This window comes from Streptomyces sp. NPDC086023 (assembly GCF_044540325.1).
Classification (GTDB): Bacteria; Actinomycetota; Actinomycetes; order Streptomycetales; family Streptomycetaceae; genus Streptomyces.
Genome location: NZ_JBITRX010000039.1, coordinates 1 through 16,758 on the forward strand (window position 1 = coordinate 1; position 16,758 = coordinate 16,758).

General features: G+C 74.4%; 15 protein-coding genes. 7 read left to right on the top strand and 8 right to left on the bottom strand.

Annotation, left to right across the window (positions count from 1 at the left end):
- Window positions 1-803: 803 nt before the first annotated feature.
- Window positions 804-2,924, top strand: a complete 2,121-nt coding sequence (locus tag ACIF6F_RS37070) for a molybdopterin oxidoreductase family protein (RefSeq protein ID WP_399958115.1) — start codon at window positions 804-806, stop codon at window positions 2,922-2,924.
- A 3-nt stretch (window positions 2,925-2,927) separates the two neighbouring features.
- Here ACIF6F_RS37070 and ACIF6F_RS37075 read toward each other — a convergent pair whose 3' ends face one another.
- A complete protein-coding gene (locus tag ACIF6F_RS37075; RefSeq protein ID WP_399958118.1) occupies window positions 2,928-3,359 on the bottom strand; it encodes a gamma-glutamylcyclotransferase family protein in 432 nt (143 codons plus the stop codon).
- Window positions 3,356-3,691, bottom strand: coding sequence for a divalent-cation tolerance protein CutA (gene cutA / locus ACIF6F_RS37080; RefSeq protein ID WP_399958121.1), 336 nt, complete (start codon window positions 3,689-3,691; stop codon window positions 3,356-3,358). The genes ACIF6F_RS37075 and cutA overlap by 4 nt, the downstream gene beginning before the upstream one ends.
- A 548-nt stretch (window positions 3,692-4,239) precedes the next feature.
- Between cutA and ACIF6F_RS37085 the strand changes: the two genes are divergently transcribed.
- Both ACIF6F_RS37085 and ACIF6F_RS37090 read left to right on the top strand, forming a co-directional pair.
- Entirely contained in the window at window positions 4,240-4,740 is a 501-nt protein-coding gene (locus ACIF6F_RS37085) for a hypothetical protein (protein WP_399958124.1), read from the top strand.
- Between the two features lie 129 nt (window positions 4,741-4,869).
- Entirely contained in the window at window positions 4,870-5,499 is a 630-nt protein-coding gene (locus ACIF6F_RS37090; protein WP_399958127.1) for a class F sortase, read from the top strand.
- 14 nt (window positions 5,500-5,513) lie between these two features.
- On the opposite strand, the gene ACIF6F_RS37095 is transcribed toward ACIF6F_RS37090, so the two are convergent.
- The 3 genes from ACIF6F_RS37095 to ACIF6F_RS37105 form a co-directional block, all read right to left on the bottom strand.
- A complete protein-coding gene (locus ACIF6F_RS37095) occupies window positions 5,514-6,299 on the bottom strand; it encodes a sulfite exporter TauE/SafE family protein (protein WP_399958129.1) in 786 nt (261 codons plus the stop codon).
- Window positions 6,300-6,336: 37 nt separating this feature from the next.
- Complete coding sequence (locus tag ACIF6F_RS37100) at window positions 6,337-6,549, bottom strand: hypothetical protein (protein WP_399958132.1); 213 nt, start codon at window positions 6,547-6,549, stop codon at window positions 6,337-6,339.
- 250 nt (window positions 6,550-6,799) lie between these two features.
- On the bottom strand, window positions 6,800-8,104 hold the full coding sequence (locus ACIF6F_RS37105; RefSeq protein ID WP_399958135.1) for a ferric reductase-like transmembrane domain-containing protein: 1,305 nt from the start codon (window positions 8,102-8,104) through the stop codon (window positions 6,800-6,802).
- Between the two features lie 214 nt (window positions 8,105-8,318).
- Between ACIF6F_RS37105 and ACIF6F_RS37110 the strand changes: the two genes are divergently transcribed.
- The 3 genes from ACIF6F_RS37110 to nirD are packed head-to-tail and all read left to right on the top strand — an operon-like array spanning window position 8,319 to window position 12,596.
- A complete protein-coding gene (locus ACIF6F_RS37110) occupies window positions 8,319-9,728 on the top strand; it encodes an NAD(P)/FAD-dependent oxidoreductase (protein WP_399958138.1) in 1,410 nt (469 codons plus the stop codon).
- A 1-nt stretch (window position 9,729) separates the two neighbouring features.
- The gene (gene nirB, locus ACIF6F_RS37115; protein WP_399958141.1) at window positions 9,730-12,276 is read left to right on the top strand and encodes a nitrite reductase large subunit NirB; all 2,547 of its coding nucleotides are present in this window, start codon (window positions 9,730-9,732) and stop codon (window positions 12,274-12,276) included.
- On the top strand, window positions 12,273-12,596 hold the full coding sequence (gene nirD / locus ACIF6F_RS37120; protein WP_399958144.1) for a nitrite reductase small subunit NirD: 324 nt from the start codon (window positions 12,273-12,275) through the stop codon (window positions 12,594-12,596). The genes nirB and nirD overlap by 4 nt, the downstream gene beginning before the upstream one ends.
- Before the next feature lie 146 nt (window positions 12,597-12,742).
- On the opposite strand, the gene ACIF6F_RS37125 is transcribed toward nirD, so the two are convergent.
- Both ACIF6F_RS37125 and ACIF6F_RS37130 read right to left on the bottom strand, forming a co-directional pair.
- Complete coding sequence (locus ACIF6F_RS37125; RefSeq protein ID WP_399958147.1) at window positions 12,743-13,150, bottom strand: VOC family protein; 408 nt, start codon at window positions 13,148-13,150, stop codon at window positions 12,743-12,745.
- 166 nt (window positions 13,151-13,316) lie between these two features.
- Entirely contained in the window at window positions 13,317-13,772 is a 456-nt protein-coding gene (locus tag ACIF6F_RS37130) for a group III truncated hemoglobin (RefSeq protein WP_399958150.1), read from the bottom strand.
- A 285-nt stretch (window positions 13,773-14,057) separates the two neighbouring features.
- Between ACIF6F_RS37130 and ACIF6F_RS37135 the strand changes: the two genes are divergently transcribed.
- Window positions 14,058-15,218: an alkaline phosphatase PhoX gene (locus ACIF6F_RS37135; RefSeq protein WP_399958153.1), complete on the top strand. Its 1,161-nt coding sequence runs from the start codon at window positions 14,058-14,060 to the stop codon at window positions 15,216-15,218.
- Window positions 15,219-15,314: 96 nt separating this feature from the next.
- Here the strand turns inward: ACIF6F_RS37135 and ACIF6F_RS37140 are convergent, their stop codons facing one another.
- Window positions 15,315-16,301 carry an ArsR/SmtB family transcription factor gene (locus ACIF6F_RS37140; RefSeq protein ID WP_399958155.1) on the bottom strand — a complete coding sequence of 329 codons (987 nt, stop codon included), beginning with the start codon at window positions 16,299-16,301 and terminating at the stop codon, window positions 15,315-15,317.
- Window positions 16,302-16,758 lie beyond the last annotated feature (457 nt).

Sequence of the window (16,758 nt, forward strand, 5' to 3'; positions counted from 1 at the left end):
CCCTTCGGGTCACCCTTGACCGCCCACCCCGGTCCGGAAGGCAAAGACCCTCGGCGGACAACCCCCGAAAAACGCCCCGGAGCAACACAAGCCACTCACCACCCTCACAGCCATCACCCAGCGTCGGGGGAAGGGCATCCCACCAGACGGCAGCACCCCTCCGTCCACCAGCGCTGTCGGCGGGCCCCCGCCCCACGGGGCGCGCATCCCCGTCCGTAGGCCCACCGGCCGTCTCGGCGGCCTCCGGGCCGTCTGCGCCCCTTCATAAGCCGCCACAGATCGCTACGCGCTCCCGCCGTCTCGGCGGCCGACAGGCCGCCCGGGGCTGATCACGCCGCTGGCGTTCCCGAGGCTGCCGGTCCGAGCCCTGCCGGCGTCTGGGCCCGCGGATGACCTGTCGACAGTTCAGCGGACCTCAGGGCCCGGGAGGTGCCGGTTCGCTGGTGCCGGGAGGCCGCGGCGTGCTTTTCGTCATGCGGGCGGGCGATTCATGCCGGTCCGAGCCCTTCCGGCGTCTGGGCCCGCGGATCACCCGTCGACAGTTCCGCTCAGCGGATCTCACGGCCCGGCGCGTGCCGGTTCGCTCGTGTCGGGGGGTGTCCGTGTTCCGTGCGCGCTCGACACGGCGGGACTCGTCCTGGCCTCGCCCCGGTGTCGATGAGGTGGGGGTCCGGCCGGGGCTGGGCGTGCAGTCGGGTGCCGGTGGACCTCACCGTGGGGCGGGCACCTGGCGGGAGGGGGGTGTACCTGGGGTGTAACGCGGGGTGGAGTTCGGTGTAACACCCGCAGCGCACCCTGGCGGCATGCGCACTGAACCCGGTTCCGTCACCGCCACCCACTGCCCGTACTGCGCACTTCAGTGCGGGATGGGTCTGGCGCCCTCGCCCGATGGCGACGGCGTGGCGGTGTCGGTGGTGGAGCGGCCGGAGTTTCCGGTCAACCGGGGGGCGCTGTGCGGAAAGGGCCGCACGGCACCCGCAGTGCTCTCCTCCCGGGTCCGGCTCACCGAGCCACTGGTCCGCACCCATGCCACAGGTGCGCTCGAACCGGCCACCTGGGAGGAGGCCCTCGACGCCGTCGCCGAGGGCCTGGCACGCGTCCGTCGTGGGCACGGTCCGGACGCTGTCGGGGTCTTCGGCGGCGGTGGTCTCACCAACGAGAAGGCGTACGCGCTCGGGAAGTTCGCGCGCGTCGCCCTGGGGACCTCGCAGATCGACTACAACGGCCGGTTCTGCATGTCCTCGGCCGCCGCCGCCCACCAGCGGGCCTTCGGCCTGGACCGCGGGCTGCCGTTCCCGCTGGAGGACATCCCCCGTACCGGCTGCGTGATCCTCGTCGGCTCCAACCTGGCCGAGACCATGCCGCCCGCCCTGCGCTACCTCACCGAGCTCAAGGAGAACGGCGGCACGCTCATCGTCGTCGACCCCCGCCGGACCCGTACGGCGGAGCAGGCCGACCTGCACCTGGCCCCCCGCCCCGGCACCGACCTGGCGCTGGCCCTGGGCCTGCTGCACCTGGTGGTCGCGGAGGGGCGGACCGACGAGGAGTTCATCGCCGCCCGCACCGGCGGCTGGGCCGAGGCCCGGGCCGCGGCCATGGCGCACTGGCCCGAGCTCGTCGAGCGGATCACGGGCGTGCCCGTGCCGAAGCTGCGGGAGGCGGTGCGGATGTTCTGCGCCCCCGAGTCGGCCATGGTGCTGACCGCCCGCGGACCCGAGCAGCAGTCCAAGGGCACCGACACGGTCGGCGCGTGGATCAACCTGTGCCTGGCCACCGGCCGCGCCGGGCGGCCCCTGTCCGGGTACGGCTGCCTGACCGGCCAGGGCAACGGGCAGGGCGGGCGTGAGCACGGCCAGAAGGCCGACCAGCTGCCCGGCTACCGCAAGCTGACCGACCCCGCGGCGCGCGAGCACGTGGCCCGCGTGTGGGGGGTGCCGGCCGACTCGCTGCCCGGGCCCGGCCGCAGCGCGTACGAGCTGCTCGACGCGCTCGGCACCGGGGACGGCCCCCGCGCGCTGCTGCTCATGGGGTCGAACCCGGTGGTCTCCGCGCCGCGGGCCGCGCACGTCGAGGAGCGGCTGCGTTCGCTGGAGTTCCTCGTCGTCGCCGATGTGGTGCTGTCCGAGACCGCGGCCATGGCGGACGTGGTCCTGCCCGTCACGCAGTGGGCCGAGGAGACCGGGACGACGACGAACCTGGAGGGGCGGGTGCTGCTGCGCAGGCAGGCCCTGACTCCCCCGCCGGGGGTGCGCAGCGACCTCGACGTGCTGCACGGGCTCGCGGCCCGGCTGGGCCCGGAGTTCGGGCAGGTGGACCTGGAGAAGAAGTTCCCGACCGACCCGGCGGAGGTGTTCGCGGAGCTGGGGCGCGCCTCGGCCGGCGGTCCCGCCGACTACGCGGGCATCGACTATGCGCGCATCGAGCGGGAGCAGGGCGTCTTCTGGCCCTGTCCGTCCCCCGAACACCCGGGCAGCCCGCGCCTGTTCCTGGACCGGTTCGCCACCGAGGACGGCCTGGCCCGCTTCGTGCCCGTCGCGCACCGCGAGGCCGGGGAGCTGCCGGACGCCGAGTACCCGCTGCTGCTGACCACCGGCCGGGTGGTCTCCCAGTACCAGTCGGGGGCGCAGACCCGGCGGGTCGAGGAGCTGAACCGGGCGGCGCCGGGGCCGTTCGTGGAGCTGCACCCGCGGCTGGCCGAGCGGATCGGTGCCGTGGAGGGCCGGCCACTCGCGGTGGTGTCACGGCGCGGGCGGGCCGTGGCGCCGGCCCGGATCACCGACTCGATCCGGGCGGACACGGTGTTCATGCCGTTCCACTGGCCGGGCGAGGGGCGCGCGAACTCCCTCACCAACCCGGCGCTCGACCCGGTCTCCCGGATGCCGGAGTTCAAGGTCTGTGCGGTGCGCGTCGAGCCGGTGGGGTGAGCGTCAGCGGCGCAGCCAGTCGCCGCCGGCGATGAGGGTACCCGTGGTGCGCAGTTCCGCGGCGACCGGCCCGGCGGCCACGTAGACCCAGGCCGGTACGGGCGTGCCGTCCGGGCGCAGGGCCTGGCGCGGGACCCGGTCGTAGACGTTCCGGGGGCGGCCGGGGCCGTGGTACTCCTCCAGCCGGTCCAGTACGTCGAGCAGGTCGCGGTACTGCCCGGCGGCCGGTGTGATCAGCTCGCCGACGACGCCCGCGCCGGCGGCCGGTGCCGGGAGCTCGACGGCGTACGGGTAGCCGGGGCCCTCGTACAGCACCGCGCCCGGCAGCCGGGCCGGCTCCTCGGCGGCGGTCCGGCCGCGCAGGAAGAGGCCGTGATTGTACTCGCCGGGGCGCAGCGTCCCGTAGACGAAGAAGGGCAGCTCCGCCGCGCTCACCGGGACTCGACCTCCGCGCCGACCCACGCGAGGTAGCCGGCGGCGCCGCGGACGACCGGGGTCGCGATGATCTCGGGGGTGTCGTAGGGGTGCTCGGCGGTCAACCGGGCCTCCAGGGCGGCGTACGCGTCCTCGGTGGTCTTGAACAGCACCTGCCACTCCTGGGCGGTCTCGACGGCGCCCTTCCAGCGGTAGACGGAGGTCACCGGGCCGGAGACCTGCGCGCAGGCGGCGAGCCGCGCCTCGACCGCGACCCGGGCCAGGGCCTGGGCGGCGTCCGCCGAGTCGACGGTGGTCAGCACCGTCAGGACCGGCCGTTCGACCGATGTCACGGGGTTCCTCCCTTGGTTACAACGGGAGGTCCGGCCCCGGCCGGAACCCCCGGTGGCGTGCCGCGGCCGGGCCGGGACCGGCTCGTCCGCACAGCTGTTGCACAACGTCCCGGTGCCCGTGACGGGCGCCGTCTACCGTCGATTGTCGCGGCCCCGGCCGCGGCCCGTCCCCCCACCCCCTCCTCGTATCCGACATGATCGGAGCAATCCGTGCCGCCGCCCCGGCCCTCGCCGTGGCCGCGTTCCTCCCTGCCCTCGGCGGCTGTGCCGCGCCCGGCGGTCTGGGCGTCGGCGAGCCCGCGCCCGCCGTGTCCGTCCAGCCGCGCCCCGAGGAGCTGTGGCCGGCGTGGCGGTCGGGTCCCCGGAGGCGGCGCGGGCCCTCCTCACCCGAACGGCGCGCCCCGGGCCCCCTCTCCGACCGGGTGAGCGGCCCCGGGCTGACCTGCGGAAAACCAACGGAACGGGTGCGGCGCGGCCGGGACGTGCGGTGGCCGCACCGGCCCGGGGCCGTTCTCCTCTGAAGGGAGAGCCCGCCCCCGAGGAGCGATATGCGCACCCGTCTGCTGACCGGCACCCTGCTGACCGCCGCCGCCCTGCTGGCCCCGGTCACCGGCGCCTTCGCCGGGGAGTTCGCAGTGCTGGAGATCTTCCCGAAGTCCGCCGCCCCGGGCGCCACCGTCACGGTGAACACCACGGCCTGCGGCCCCGCCGGTACGGCGGACGGTGACGCCACGACCGTGAGCGGCGGACGCTTCCGGCTGGCCCCCTCCACCCACAAGGAGGACGCGGTCGGCCAGTTCCGGGTCGCGCACGACACCCGCCCCGGCACCTACGCGATCGGCGCCACCTGCACCAACGGCAAGTTCGCCACCGGGGACCTGATCGTCACCGAACGCGGCCCGCAGGGCCACGTACAGACCGGCGTGGGCGGCGGTACGACGACCTCCGCCGACCCCGCCAGGATCGCGGCGGGGGTGGCCGTACTGGCCGCGACCGCCGTCGGCGGTACCTGGGCCCTGCGTCGCCGGGCGAGCGGCACGCGGGCCTGACGGGCTCCGCGGGTACCCCGGATCCGACGGATACCGGCGGTACCCCGGAATCCCACCGGTACCTCCCGCCGTCGCCCGCCCCGAGAGAGCCGGGGCCGGGCGGCGGCCCGCCCAGACCGAGGGGGCCGCATGCACCGGGACCCGCGCACCGCCCGCCGTGGCGGGCTGCTCGCCCTGGCCGCGTGCACCGGCATCTGGCTGATCGGCAGCGGCTCGTCGGAGACCGTGCGCCCGCCGCAGCCCGCCCTCTCGGAGGCCCTCGGGTCCCGTGGCGCCGACCACGGCACGGCCATCGCCCCGCTGCCCGGCGCGCCGCCGCTGCGCATCCGGATCCCCTCGATCCGGGTGGACGCCCCGCTCGTCGGCCTCGGTCTCCAGCGCGACGGCCGCCTGGAGGTCCCGCCGCCCGAGCGGACCGGGGTGGCCGGCTGGTACCGGCACGGCACCCCGCCCGGAGCCACCGGGACGGCGGTCGTGGCCGGTCACGTGGACCACGCCGAGGGACGCGCCGTCTTCTACGACCTGGGCGCGGTGCGGCGCGGGGCCGCGATCGAGGTGGGGCGCGCGGACGGCCGTACGGCCGTGTTCACGGTGTACGCGGTCGAGGTGTACGAGGCCGGGCGCTTCCCGGACGCGCGGGTGTACGGGCCCGCGCCGCGCGCGGAGCTACGGGTGATCACCTGCGGCGGCGGCTTCTCGGCCCGCACCGGGTACCGGGGGAACGTGGTGGTGTTCGCGCATCTGACGGGCACGTACTGAGAGGCGCCCGCGGCTCACGCAGCGGCCCACTGCTCCAGCCCGAGCTTCACCACCAGCACGCACACCACGCTCAGCAGCACCCCGCGGACGAAGCCGCTGCCCTTCTTGAGCGCCATGCGGGCGCCGATCATGCCCCCGGCTAGGTTGAAGACGGCCATCAGGGCGGCCAGCTGCCAGAGCACGTAGCCCTGGTACGAGAACATCACCAGCGCGCCCAGGTTGGTGCACACGTTGACGATCTTGGTGGTTGCGGAGGCGGTCACCAGGTCGAGGTGCAGGAGCGCGGTCAGCGCGAGGACCAGGAACGTGCCCGTGCCCGGGCCCACGAGCCCGTCGTAGAAGCCGATGCCGCCGCCGGCCAGCAGGATGGCCAGGAGCACGCGCTGCCGGGTGACCGGGCCGGTGGCGGGGGCGCTGCCGAAGGACGGCTTGAAGATCACGAAGGCCGCCACCAGCAGCAGGATCACCATGATCGCGGGGCGCAGGACGTCCTTGCTGATGCCGCCGGCGAGCAGCGCGCCGCCCATCGACCCGGCCAGCGCGGCCAGGCCGATGCGGACGGAGAGCTTCACGTCCACCGGCGTCTTGCGCACGTACGTCACCGCCGCGCCCGAGGTGCCGACGATGCTGACGGCCTTGTTCGTCGCCAGGGCATAGGCCGGGGGAAGGGAGGACGGCAGCCCGAGCATCAGCGCGGGGAGCTGGATGAGCCCGCCGCCGCCCACCACCGCGTCGACCCAGCCCGCGCCGAGTGCGGCCAGGCAGAGCAGGACGGTCATGGTCAGCGATATGTCGGGCATGATCGCGACCCTATGGACGGGATCGGTGCAGCGTCCATCAATCCCGCGAGAATTGCGCAAGGCTTGAGGTTCCCGCCGGCGCGCGGTCCGGGGCGGCGGGCGCGGCCGGGTCGACGAACGCGGTGACGGCGGTCGCCGAGAGCGCACTGGCCAGGGCGAGGGCCGCCGCGAGCCGCTGCGCGGGCGGTACGGCGGCCAGGGCCCTGCGCAGCAGGGCGGGCGCGGTGGGGGGCTTGCGGTGGCGGGCCATGTCCTCGTCTTCCGGGTACGGGGGGGAGGGGCGATCGGCGAAGTCGTCGCCGGGGTGATCGGCAGGGTCGGCCGGGGGGGGCGGCGCGGGGTGGTCGTCGGAGTCGGCGCGGACCGGTCGTCGGGGTCTGCGTGGAGTGGTCGTCGGGGTCGGCGCGGACCGGTCGTCGGGGTCTGCGTGGAGTGGTCGTCGGGGTCGGCGCGGACCGGTCGTCGGGGTCCGCGTGGAGTGGTCGTCGGATCGGCGCGGCTCAGTACGCGAAGCACTCCGAATGGATGCGCGCCGCGGGCACCCCGGCCCGCCGCAGCGAGTTCGTGGTGGCCGCGGCCATCCCCGGCGGCCCGCACAGGTAGACGTCGTGGGCGTCGAGGTCGGGCACCAGCTCCCTCAGGGCTCCGGGCGCCAGCGGGTCGTACGCCCCGTCCGACGGCCCGAGCAGGTAGTGCAGGCCGGCCCCCCGCTCGGCGGCGATGGCCTCCAGCTCGCCCCGCAGCACCAGCTGCCCGATGTCGCCCGCGCGGTAGAGCAGGGTCAGGTCCCCGGGCCCGCCGGGCAGCGTTTCGAAGAGGGCGCGCAGCGGGGTGATCCCGACCCCGCCCGCGATCAGCAGCACCTTCGGGCGGGTACGGCGGCGCGCGGTGAGAGCGCCGAACGGGCCGGTGGCCAGCACCCGCGTGCCCGGCCGCAGCCGGCGGATCCGGCGCGAGTGGCGCCCGAGGCCCTTCACGGTGATCCGCAGCGTGTCGTCCCGTACCGGCGCCGAGAGGGAGAAGGGCAGCGCGGTGTGCCAGAGCCCGCGGCACAGGAAACGCCACCGCAGGAACTGCCCCGGCTCGGCCCGCAGCTCCGCCAGGCCCTCCCCCGTCACCGTCACGGACACCACACCGGGCCCCTCGGCACGCACCCCGGCCACCCGCAGCCCGTGCCGCAGCGCCTGCCGTACGGGCACCACGGCCCGGTACCAGAGCAGCAGCACGGCGACGGCCGTGTGCAACAGCGCCCAGCACCACGCTACCGGCGGGACGGACGCGAGATCCGGGCCGGCGAGCTGGTGGCCGAAGCCCAGCGCCACCGCCGGGTACGTCAGCAGGTGCACCCCGCGCCACGTCTCGTGGGGCAGGCGGCGGCGCGCGGCCCTGGCGGAGGTCACCCCGACGGCGGCCAGCAGCACCGCCCCCAGCGCGGCCGCCGCGAGCGCGGGGTAGCCCAGCAGCGCGGCGGCGGCGCCGATCGCGTCGGACCCGGTGTGGACGGCGTAGCCGCACAGGGCGAACACCCCGTGCCCGAGGCACAGCCCGAGCACCCACCGGCCGCCGAGGGCGTGCAGGCGGGCCAGCCGGTCCGCGCCCACCCCGTGTTCCACGGCGGGCACCCGCGCCATCAGGAAGAGCAGCGCGAGCACCCCGTACCCGGCGAGCAGGCCGGTCAGGTGGGCGGCGGTGGCGAAGAGCGCATCGAGTCGTGCGGAGGGCCGGACCTGGGCGGCCCAGAGGGCGAACACGCCACCGGCCCCGCCGAGCAGCCCGGTGCGCAGACGCGCGGGGGCGGATCTCATGCGGGGCACGCTATGCCAGGTCAGAGGGGGTGTGGTGATCCTTAAGCCGGGTTTGAGGGAGCGTTGAACCACCCCTCATCCCGCACCTCGGTGACCCCTGGTCCACGCCTCACGCGACCCCTCACATCCGACGGGCACCCCCCGGGAGGGCAGCGTTCCCCGCGGGAAACAGTGGTGATGCGGTGGGGAAACAGCGGGCCCGCAGTCTCCTGACATGACCTCGCGACGTGTGGTGGTGATCGGCGGCGGAATGGCGGGCCTGCGCCTGGCCCAGCGGCTCACGGCCGCCTCCGCGGCCCCGGGCTCGACCCCGGGCACCGCCACAGCCACAGCCCCCACCACCGCCACCCCAGCCGTGTCCGTGACCGTACTGGGCGAGGAGCAGCACGCCCCGTACAACCGGGTGCTGCTCGCCGAGGTGCTGGCCGGGCGGTACGCGCCCGAGGTCACCGCCCTCCCCTCCCCCGGCCCGGTGCTGCGGCAGGGGGTGCGCGCGGTGCGGGTGGACCGGGGCGCCCGGGAGGTGCACTGCGACGACGGCGCGGTCCTGCCGTACGACGACCTGGTGCTGGCCACGGGGTCGAACCCGGTGCTGCCGCCGCTGCGCGGCCTGTTCGAGCCGGGCGGCGGTGAACTGCCGGACGGCGTGCACCCGTTCCGCACCATGGACGACTGCCTGGCCCTCTCGGCGGCGGTGCGCCCCGGGCTGCGCGCGGTGGTCATCGGCGGGGGCCTGCTGGGCGTCTCGGCGGCCCGGGCACTGGCCGCCCGCGGGGCGCAGGTGGTGCTGGCGCAGCAGGGCGCGCGGCTGATGGAACGTCAACTGGACGAGGAGGCCGCCGGGCTGGTCCGCACCCACCTGACCGCCCTCGGCGTGGAGGTCCACACCGAGTGCCGCGTCCGCGGCCTGATCACCTCCCCCTCCGCCCCCGGCCCCGCCGGCGCGACCGGTCCTGCCCCCACCGCCTCCACCCGCCGCGTGACCTCCGTGGAGCTGGGCGACGGATACCGGCTGGAGGCCGAGCTGGTGGTCATCGCCTGCGGAGTCCGGCCCCGCGTCGGCCTCGCGCAGGCCGCCGGCATCGAGACCCGCCGCGGCATCGTCGTGGACGACGCGCTGCGCACGTCGGACCCGCACGTGTACGCGATCGGCGACTGCGCCGAGCACGACGGGCAGGTGTACGGGCTCGCCGGACCGGCGCTGGAACAGGCCGACGCCCTGGCCCGGACCCTGACCGGCGCCGCCCCCGTCGCCCCGGCCGGGCCCCACACCACGTCCACCCCCACCACGCCGGCCCCCACCACCCCCCGCTACACCGGCACCCGCACCCTCACCCGCCTCACCCTCGCCACCGGCGAACGTCCCCTGGACCTGGCCGCCTTCGGCGAGACCACGCCCCGGCCCGGCGACGACGTCGTCCGGCTGGTCGACGCCACCCGCAGCACGTACCGCAAGGTCGTCGTCCGCGGCGACCGCCTCGTCGGGGGCGTGCTGCTCGGCGAGCTCTCCACCGTGGGCGCCCTCGCCCGTACCTGGGAGAGCGACGAACCCCTGCCGGACCCGCCACCGGATTCCCACCGGAATCCACTGCTCCACCTGCTCACCGACGACGGAGGCTCCTGAGATGGCCAACCCCGCCCCCAAGCCCACGATCGTGCTCATCGGGCACGGCATGGTCGGCCAGCGCTACCTCGAAGCGCTCGCCGAACGCGGACTGACCGCGACGCACCGCGTCGTCGTGCTCTGCGAGGAGCCCCGCCCGGCGTACGACCGGGTCCACCTCACCTCGTACTTCTCCGGCAGCAGCCCGGAGGACCTGTCCATGACTCCGGCCGGTTTCATGGAGGAGCACGGGATCGAGCTGCTCCTGGGCGACCCCGCGGCCGCCGTCGACCGCGCGGCCCGGACGGTCACCGCCCGCTCCGGGCGGGTCGTGCCGTACGACACCCTGGTGCTGGCCACCGGCTCGTACCCGTTCGTGCCGCCCGTGCCGGGCAGGGACGCGCAGGGCTGCTTCGTCTACCGCACCATCGAGGACCTGCTCGCGATCGAGGAGTACGCGAAGGGCCGCACGCGCGGCGCGGTCGTCGGCGGCGGCCTGCTGGGCCTGGAGGCCGCCGGCGCCCTCCAGGGGCTCGGACTGGCCACCCACATCGTGGAGTTCGCCCCGCGCCTGATGCCCGTCCAGGTCGACGAGGGCGGCGGCGCGGCCCTGCTGCGCACCATCGAGGACATGGGCCTGACGGTCCACACGGGCACCGGCACCCAGGAGGTCGTCACCGGCCCCGACGGGTCGGTGACCGGCATGAGGCTGTCCGACGGCAGCACCGTGGAGACCGAGCTGGTGGTGTTCTCGGCGGGCGTCCGGCCGCGCGACGAGCTGGGCCGCGACTGCGGCCTGGACGTCGGCGAGCGCGGCGGCATCGCCGTCGACGCCCGCTGCCGCACCTCCGACCCGCGCGTGTACGCGATCGGCGAGTGCGCCCTCGCGGTGGACGGCCGGGTCTACGGACTGGTCGCGCCCGGCTACGAGATGGCCCAGACGGCCGCCGAGGACCTGCTGGGCACGGCGGAGCGCGAGTTCACGGGCGCGGACCTGTCCACCAAGCTCAAGCTGCTGGGCGTGGACGTGGCCTCCTTCGGCGACGCCCACGGCACCACCGAGGGCTGCCTCGACGTGGTCTACTCGGACTCCCGCTCGGGGGTCTACAAGAAGCTCGTCGTCGCCGCGGACGGCACGCTGCTCGGCGGTGTGCTGGTCGGCGACGCCGACTCGTACGGGCTGCTCCGCCCGCTGACCGGCTCGGTGCCGCCGGCCGCCCCCGAGCAGCTGGTGCTGCCCGCCGGGATCGGCGCCCCGGCCGCCCTCGGCCCGGCCTCGCTGCCGGACGACGCGATCATCTGCTCCTGCCACAACGTCACGAAGAAGGCCATCGCCGCCTGCACCACCCTGCCCGAGGTCAAGAAGTGCACCAAGGCGGGCACGGGCTGCGGCAGCTGCGTGAAGGTGATCGGCCAGCTGCTGCCGCAGGCCGGCGACCAGGGCCTGTGCGGCTGCTTCACGTACACCCGCGCCGAGCTGTACGAGATCGTCCGCACCCTGCGCATCACCTCGTACGCCGCACTCCTCGACAGCCACGGCCGGGAGGCGGCGCGCGGCGGCGAGGGCTGCGACGTGTGCAAGCCGGCGGTCGGCTCGATCATCGCCTCGCTCGCGCCGACCATCGGCGCGGAGGGGTACGTGCTGGCGGGCGAGCAGGCGGCCCTCCAGGACACCAACGACCACTTCCTGGCGAACCTGCAGCGCAACGGCTCGTACTCGGTGGTGCCCCGGATCCCCGGCGGCGAGATCACCCCGGAGAAGCTGATCGTGATCGGCGAGGTGGCCCGCGACTTCGGCCTCTACACCAAGATCACCGGCGGGCAGCGGATCGACCTGTTCGGCGCCCGCGTCGACCAGCTCCCCGCGATCTGGACCCGCCTGGTCGACGCCGGGTTCGAGTCGGGCCACGCGTACGGCAAGGCCCTGCGGACGGTGAAGTCCTGCGTGGGCCAGACCTGGTGCCGGTACGGGGTCCAGGACAGCGTACGGATGGCCATCGACCTGGAGCTGCGCTACCGGGGCCTGCGCGCGCCGCACAAGCTCAAGTCCGCGGTCTCCGGCTGCGCCCGCGAGTGCGCCGAAGCACAGAGCAAGGACTTCGGCGTGATCGCCACGGCCGGCGGCTGGAACCTCTACGTCGGCGGCAACGGCGGCGCCACGCCCCGCCACGCGGACCTGCTGGCGCAGGACCTGTCCGACGCCGAGCTGGTCCGGCTGATCGACCGGTTCCTGATGTTCTACATCCGCACCGCCGACCGCCTGGAGCGCACCTCCACCTGGCTGGAGCGCCTGGAGGGCGGCCTGGACCACCTGCGGGACGTGGTCGTGCACGACTCGCTGGGGCTGTGCGCGGAGCTGGAGGCCCTGATGGCCGACCACGTGGCCCACTACCGCGACGAGTGGGCCGAGACCCTGGACGACCCCGACCGGATGCGCCGCTTCGTGTCCTTCGTCAACGCTCCGGGGGCGCCGGACCCGACCGTGAAGTTCGTGCCCGAACGCGACCAGGTCAAGCCCGACCTGGAGATCCTCACCATCCGCCCGCTGGAAGGGAGCACGGCCCGATGACCGTCGAACTGCGCACTGGGGAGGACTGGGTGCCGGTCTGCGAGCTGACCGCGCTGACACCGGGACGCGGGGTCGCGGCGCTGCTGCCGGACGGCAGCCAGGCGGCGCTGTTCCTGGACCGGGCGGGCCGCGCGTACGCGATCGGCAACCAGGACCCGTTCACCGGTGCCCACGTGCTGTCCCGGGGGCTGCTGGGCTCCGACGCGGGGCGCCCCTTCGTGGCCTCGCCGCTGCTCAAGCAGCGCTTCGACCTGGAGTCGGGGCGCTGCCTGGACAACGACGGGGTGGCGGTCCGCACGTACGAGGTGCGGACGGCCTGACCCCTGGGTCCGGTCCGGGGCCGCCGAGGAGGCGCGGTCCCGGACCGCCCGGGGGCATCGGTCGTCCCGGGGGCATCGGTCGTCCCGGGGGCATCGGTCGTCCCGGGGCACGGGGTGCCGGGGGTGCCGGTCGCCCGGGCGCCGGCTCAGCCCTCGACGGCGGCCGGGTCCATCCAGACGTACTCCCAGACGTGGTGGTCCAGGTCCTCGAAGGCACGGCCGTACATGAAGCCCATGTCCATGGCGGGCCGGGGCTCGACGGCTCCGGCGGCGAGGGCGGCCTCCACGACCTCGTCGACCTTCTCGCGGCTCTCGGCGCTGAGGGCGACCATGACCTCGGTGGTCTTGGAGGCGTCGGCGACCGGCTTGGTGGCGAACTCCTTGAACTTCTCCTCGGTCAGCAGCATGGCGAAGATCGTGTCGCTGATGACCAGGGAGGCGGCCGTCTCGTCGGTGAACTGCGGGTTGAAGGAGTAGCCGAGCTTCTCCCAGAAGGCCTTGGCGGCGTCCAGGTCCTTGACCGGCAGGTTGACGAAGATCATGGTGGCGGACATCGGCCGTCTCTTCTCTCTCGGTGTTCCCGTCCGCCGCCCTCGTGGGCGGCGGCTTCAGAGAGATAGACCGGGGGCCGTTCCGGAACTCATCGCCCGCCGGTGATTTTTCTCGAAGATTTTTTCGCGGCGACGTGTTCGCAGGTCAGACGGGGTGTGGAGGTCGGGGTCAGGCCGCGGACCGGAGCTCCAGGGCGGCCAGAGGGATGAAGCCGCGGTTCTCCGCACCTGCCAGGGAGGCCCCGGGACCGGCGAGGCGCCTGTGCAGGGTGAGGGCGATCCGCTCGCCCTGCGCCTTGGCCCGCTCGGCGTTCGGTCCCCGGTGCAGCCCGTCGACGGTGGCGTGCCAGAGCTGGACCCAGCGGCCGAAGTCGGCGGCGGTCATGCCGCGCACCGAGTGCAGGGCGGCGTGCGGGGCGAAGGCGTTGCGCCGGTAGTCGGCGGTACGGAACAGGGCCCGCTCCCAGAAGTCGGTGATCCGGGGCAGGTGCACGCCGAGGTCGGTGCCGGCGATCTCCGTGAAGAAGGTGCCGATCCGGGGGTCCGCGAAGGCCGCGGTGTAGAAGCGGCGCAGCAGCCGTTCGAGGTCGGCCCGGCCGGCGATGTCGGCGCGGTGGTGGTTCATGGCTCCAGATTCCCCCTCGCCCGCCGCCGGGCCCAGGGTCCAAGGTCCCGGACCGGTGCGGCCCTCCGGCCGCAGCTGCCGGAGGGGCGTGCGCCGGCGCGGGTCGGTCGGTGCGGGCGCCCCGCGGGCGCAACCGGCTCCGCAACCCCGCAGTCCGTAGGGCTCCGGTCGCCCCCGGGACACCCGGCGTTGACGCCACGTCAATTCCGGACGCCTAGGTTCCTCGGCGCGCGACCCCGTGGCCGTCCCGGGCCGCGGGGCGCTCCCTCCCCACCAGGAGTGACCGTGGAACGTCGTACCTTCCTGCGCGGCGCCGTCATCGGCTCCTCGGCCGCCGCCTTCGGCGGCACGCTCATGCGCGGCGCGGCCTACGCCGCGCCCGCCCAGCCCGGACCGGGCCCCTACGGGGCCCTGAACCCGGCCGACGCCAACGGGATCATGCTGCCCGGCGGCTTCACCAGCCGCGTGATCGCCCGCTCCGGCCAGAACGTCGGCAGCACCTCGTACAAGTGGCACAGCGCCCCGGACGGCGGTGCGTGTTTCGCGGACGGCTCGGGCTGGATCTACGTGTCCAACTCCGAGATCAACCCCTCCGGCGGGGCGAGCGCGGTCCGCTTCGACTCCTCGGGCACGGTCACCTCCGCGTACCGGATCCTCTCCAGCACCCGGCAGAACTGTGCGGGCGGCAAGACCCCGTGGAACACCTGGCTGTCCTGCGAGGAGGTCAGCCTCGGCTTCGTCTACGAGACCGACCCGTTCGGCGTGAACGCGGCCGTGCAGCGGCCCGCGATGGGCAGGTTCAAGCACGAGGCGGCCGCGGCCGACCCGGTGCGGCAGGTGGTCTACCTGACCGAGGACGAGACCGACGGCTGCTTCTACCGCTTCGTCCCCAACACCTGGGGCAACCTCTCGTCCGGCACCCTCCAGGTCCTGAAGGCCGGCACCGCCACCTCCGGATCCTTCACATGGCAGACCGTCCCGGACCCGGACGGCTCGCCGACCGCGACCCGCAACCAGGTCTCCGGCGCCAAGCGGTTCAGCGGCGGGGAGGGCTGCCACTACGCGAACGACACCGTCTGGTTCACCACGAAGGGCGACAACCGGGTCTGGCAGCTGAACCTGGCCGGCGGCACCTACGAGCTGGCCTACGACGACTCGCTGGTGGTCGGCGGCGGCGCCCCCCTGACCGGCGTCGACAACGTCACGGGCTCCTCGTACGGCGACCTGTACGTCGCCGAGGACGGCGGCAACATGGAGATCTGCGTGATCACCCCGGACGACGTGGTGGCGCCGTTCCTGCGGATCACCGGCCAGTCCTCCTCCGAGATAACCGGCCCGGCCTTCTCGCCCGCGGGCAACCGGCTGTACTTCTCCAGCCAGCGCGGTACGAGCGGCAGCTCGTCCGGCGGCATCACGTATGAGGTGACGGGCCCCTTCCGCACCTGACCTGGACGGACGTGGCCCCGGCCGGACTCCCCCGGCCGGGGCCACGCCCTTGTGCCGCCCCGCCCCGGCCCGTGGTTGCCGTGGACGGGCCGGCGCTCAGGAGGCCACGGCCCCGCCCTTGAGGAGGGCCGCGCCCAGGGGGGTGACGGTGTGCAGGACGGCGTTCCCGTGCCGGAGCGTGGTCACCAGCCCGGCCTCCCGCATCACGCACGCGTGCTGGCTCGCCGAGGCGAGCGAGACGCCGGCGCGGCGGGCCAGTTCGCTGGTGGTGGCCCCGTCGCCGATGGCCTGGAGGACCACGGACCGCGTGTGGCCCACCAGCTTGCCCAGGGTGCGGTGCGTGCCCGGGTCCGCCCCGCGCGGGGTGGCGGCCGAACTCAGCTGCGCGGCCGCCGGGTAGACCAGCACCGGGGGCAGCTCCGGGTCCGCCAGGGTCACCGCCGTACGCCGGCAGAAGAACGACGGCTGGAGCAGCAGCCCGCGCCCGCGCAGATGGACGTCCCGGTCGACCGGGTAGTCGCACTCCAGCACCGGCGAGCGCCAGCGCAGCATCGGCGGCAGGGAGGACAGCAGTTCGTCCGCCCCTCCGTCGAGCAGCGCCCGGCCCCGGGCGGCGCGCTCGGCCTCGATCTGGGCCTGGATGTGCGTCCAGTACGGCTCGACCGCGACCCGGTGGTACGCCCGCAGCTCGGTGACCAGCCGGCCCAGCTGCTCGGTGCCGCCCTCGGCGAGCTCCCGCAGCCGCGGCACCATCGGGGCCCCGGCGCCGACCTGCACCAGCTCTCGGCGCAGGCGGGAGGCGCGGGTGCCGCGGAGTGCGTCGAGGCCCAGGTCCACGCCGTACCGGCCCTCGGCGGGCGTCAGAAAGTCCGGGAAATAGCCCCGGATCGGTATCAGCGCACCCAGCAGGCGTGTTTCACCATTCAACCGGGTACGAGTTTCCGTACGCCATTCACCGAACAGGCGGGCATCACGCCGGTCTCTTAAGCGATGAAAACTAAGAATCGTTTCCCACAACGCATCGGGTCTCCCCGCCATCCTCACCCGTGCCAGGTCCACTCCAGTGAAATGGATACGCAGCACTGAACCCCCACACTGTGCAACCGCAATCCCCCCGCCCCACGAGTATGCACACCGTCACGCGACGTCACCACGCCCTTTCGGCCACAGTTGAAACCCCTTTCGGCGAGGGCGTGACAAGCGAAATGCTGTACTCCGCCGGGCACACTCCGGGGCGACCGGAAACGCTCCGCGAAGGCCGTGGGGGGCTTTGCGGGGCCTGGCGGTCGGTCGCACCGGGAAGCGCCGACGTGTCCGGCTGATTGACAGGAGGCGGCGGGCGGGTGGGGATCCGCCCGCCGCCTGCTGGTTGAATTCCGCATCTTTTTGGATATGCCGGATATGGCGCACCCCGATATCGCGTTTCCCGCCCCCGGGCATGCCGGAACCGTCCTCCGCTCGATGAGGGTCGGGTGAGCGGGGGACGGTTCCGTGGACGGCCTGCCCGTCCCGTCTGGTCAGGGATGACAGGACGGGTGGC

Coding starts and splice junctions, on each gene's coding strand:
- ACIF6F_RS37070 (WP_399958115.1), top strand. CDS start 804: ATGCGCACTGAACCCGGTTCCGTCACCGCCACCCACTGCCCGTACTGC.
- ACIF6F_RS37085 (WP_399958124.1), top strand. CDS start 4,240: ATGCGCACCCGTCTGCTGACCGGCACCCTGCTGACCGCCGCCGCCCTG.
- ACIF6F_RS37090 (WP_399958127.1), top strand. CDS start 4,870: ATGCACCGGGACCCGCGCACCGCCCGCCGTGGCGGGCTGCTCGCCCTG.
- ACIF6F_RS37095 (WP_399958129.1), bottom strand. CDS start 6,299: ATGCCCGACATATCGCTGACCATGACCGTCCTGCTCTGCCTGGCCGCA.
- ACIF6F_RS37100 (WP_399958132.1), bottom strand. CDS start 6,549: ATGGCCCGCCACCGCAAGCCCCCCACCGCGCCCGCCCTGCTGCGCAGG.
- ACIF6F_RS37105 (WP_399958135.1), bottom strand. CDS start 8,104: ATGAGATCCGCCCCCGCGCGTCTGCGCACCGGGCTGCTCGGCGGGGCC.
- ACIF6F_RS37110 (WP_399958138.1), top strand. CDS start 8,319: ATGACCTCGCGACGTGTGGTGGTGATCGGCGGCGGAATGGCGGGCCTG.
- nirB (WP_399958141.1), top strand. CDS start 9,730: ATGGCCAACCCCGCCCCCAAGCCCACGATCGTGCTCATCGGGCACGGC.
- nirD (WP_399958144.1), top strand. CDS start 12,273: ATGACCGTCGAACTGCGCACTGGGGAGGACTGGGTGCCGGTCTGCGAG.
- ACIF6F_RS37125 (WP_399958147.1), bottom strand. CDS start 13,150: ATGTCCGCCACCATGATCTTCGTCAACCTGCCGGTCAAGGACCTGGAC.
- ACIF6F_RS37130 (WP_399958150.1), bottom strand. CDS start 13,772: ATGAACCACCACCGCGCCGACATCGCCGGCCGGGCCGACCTCGAACGG.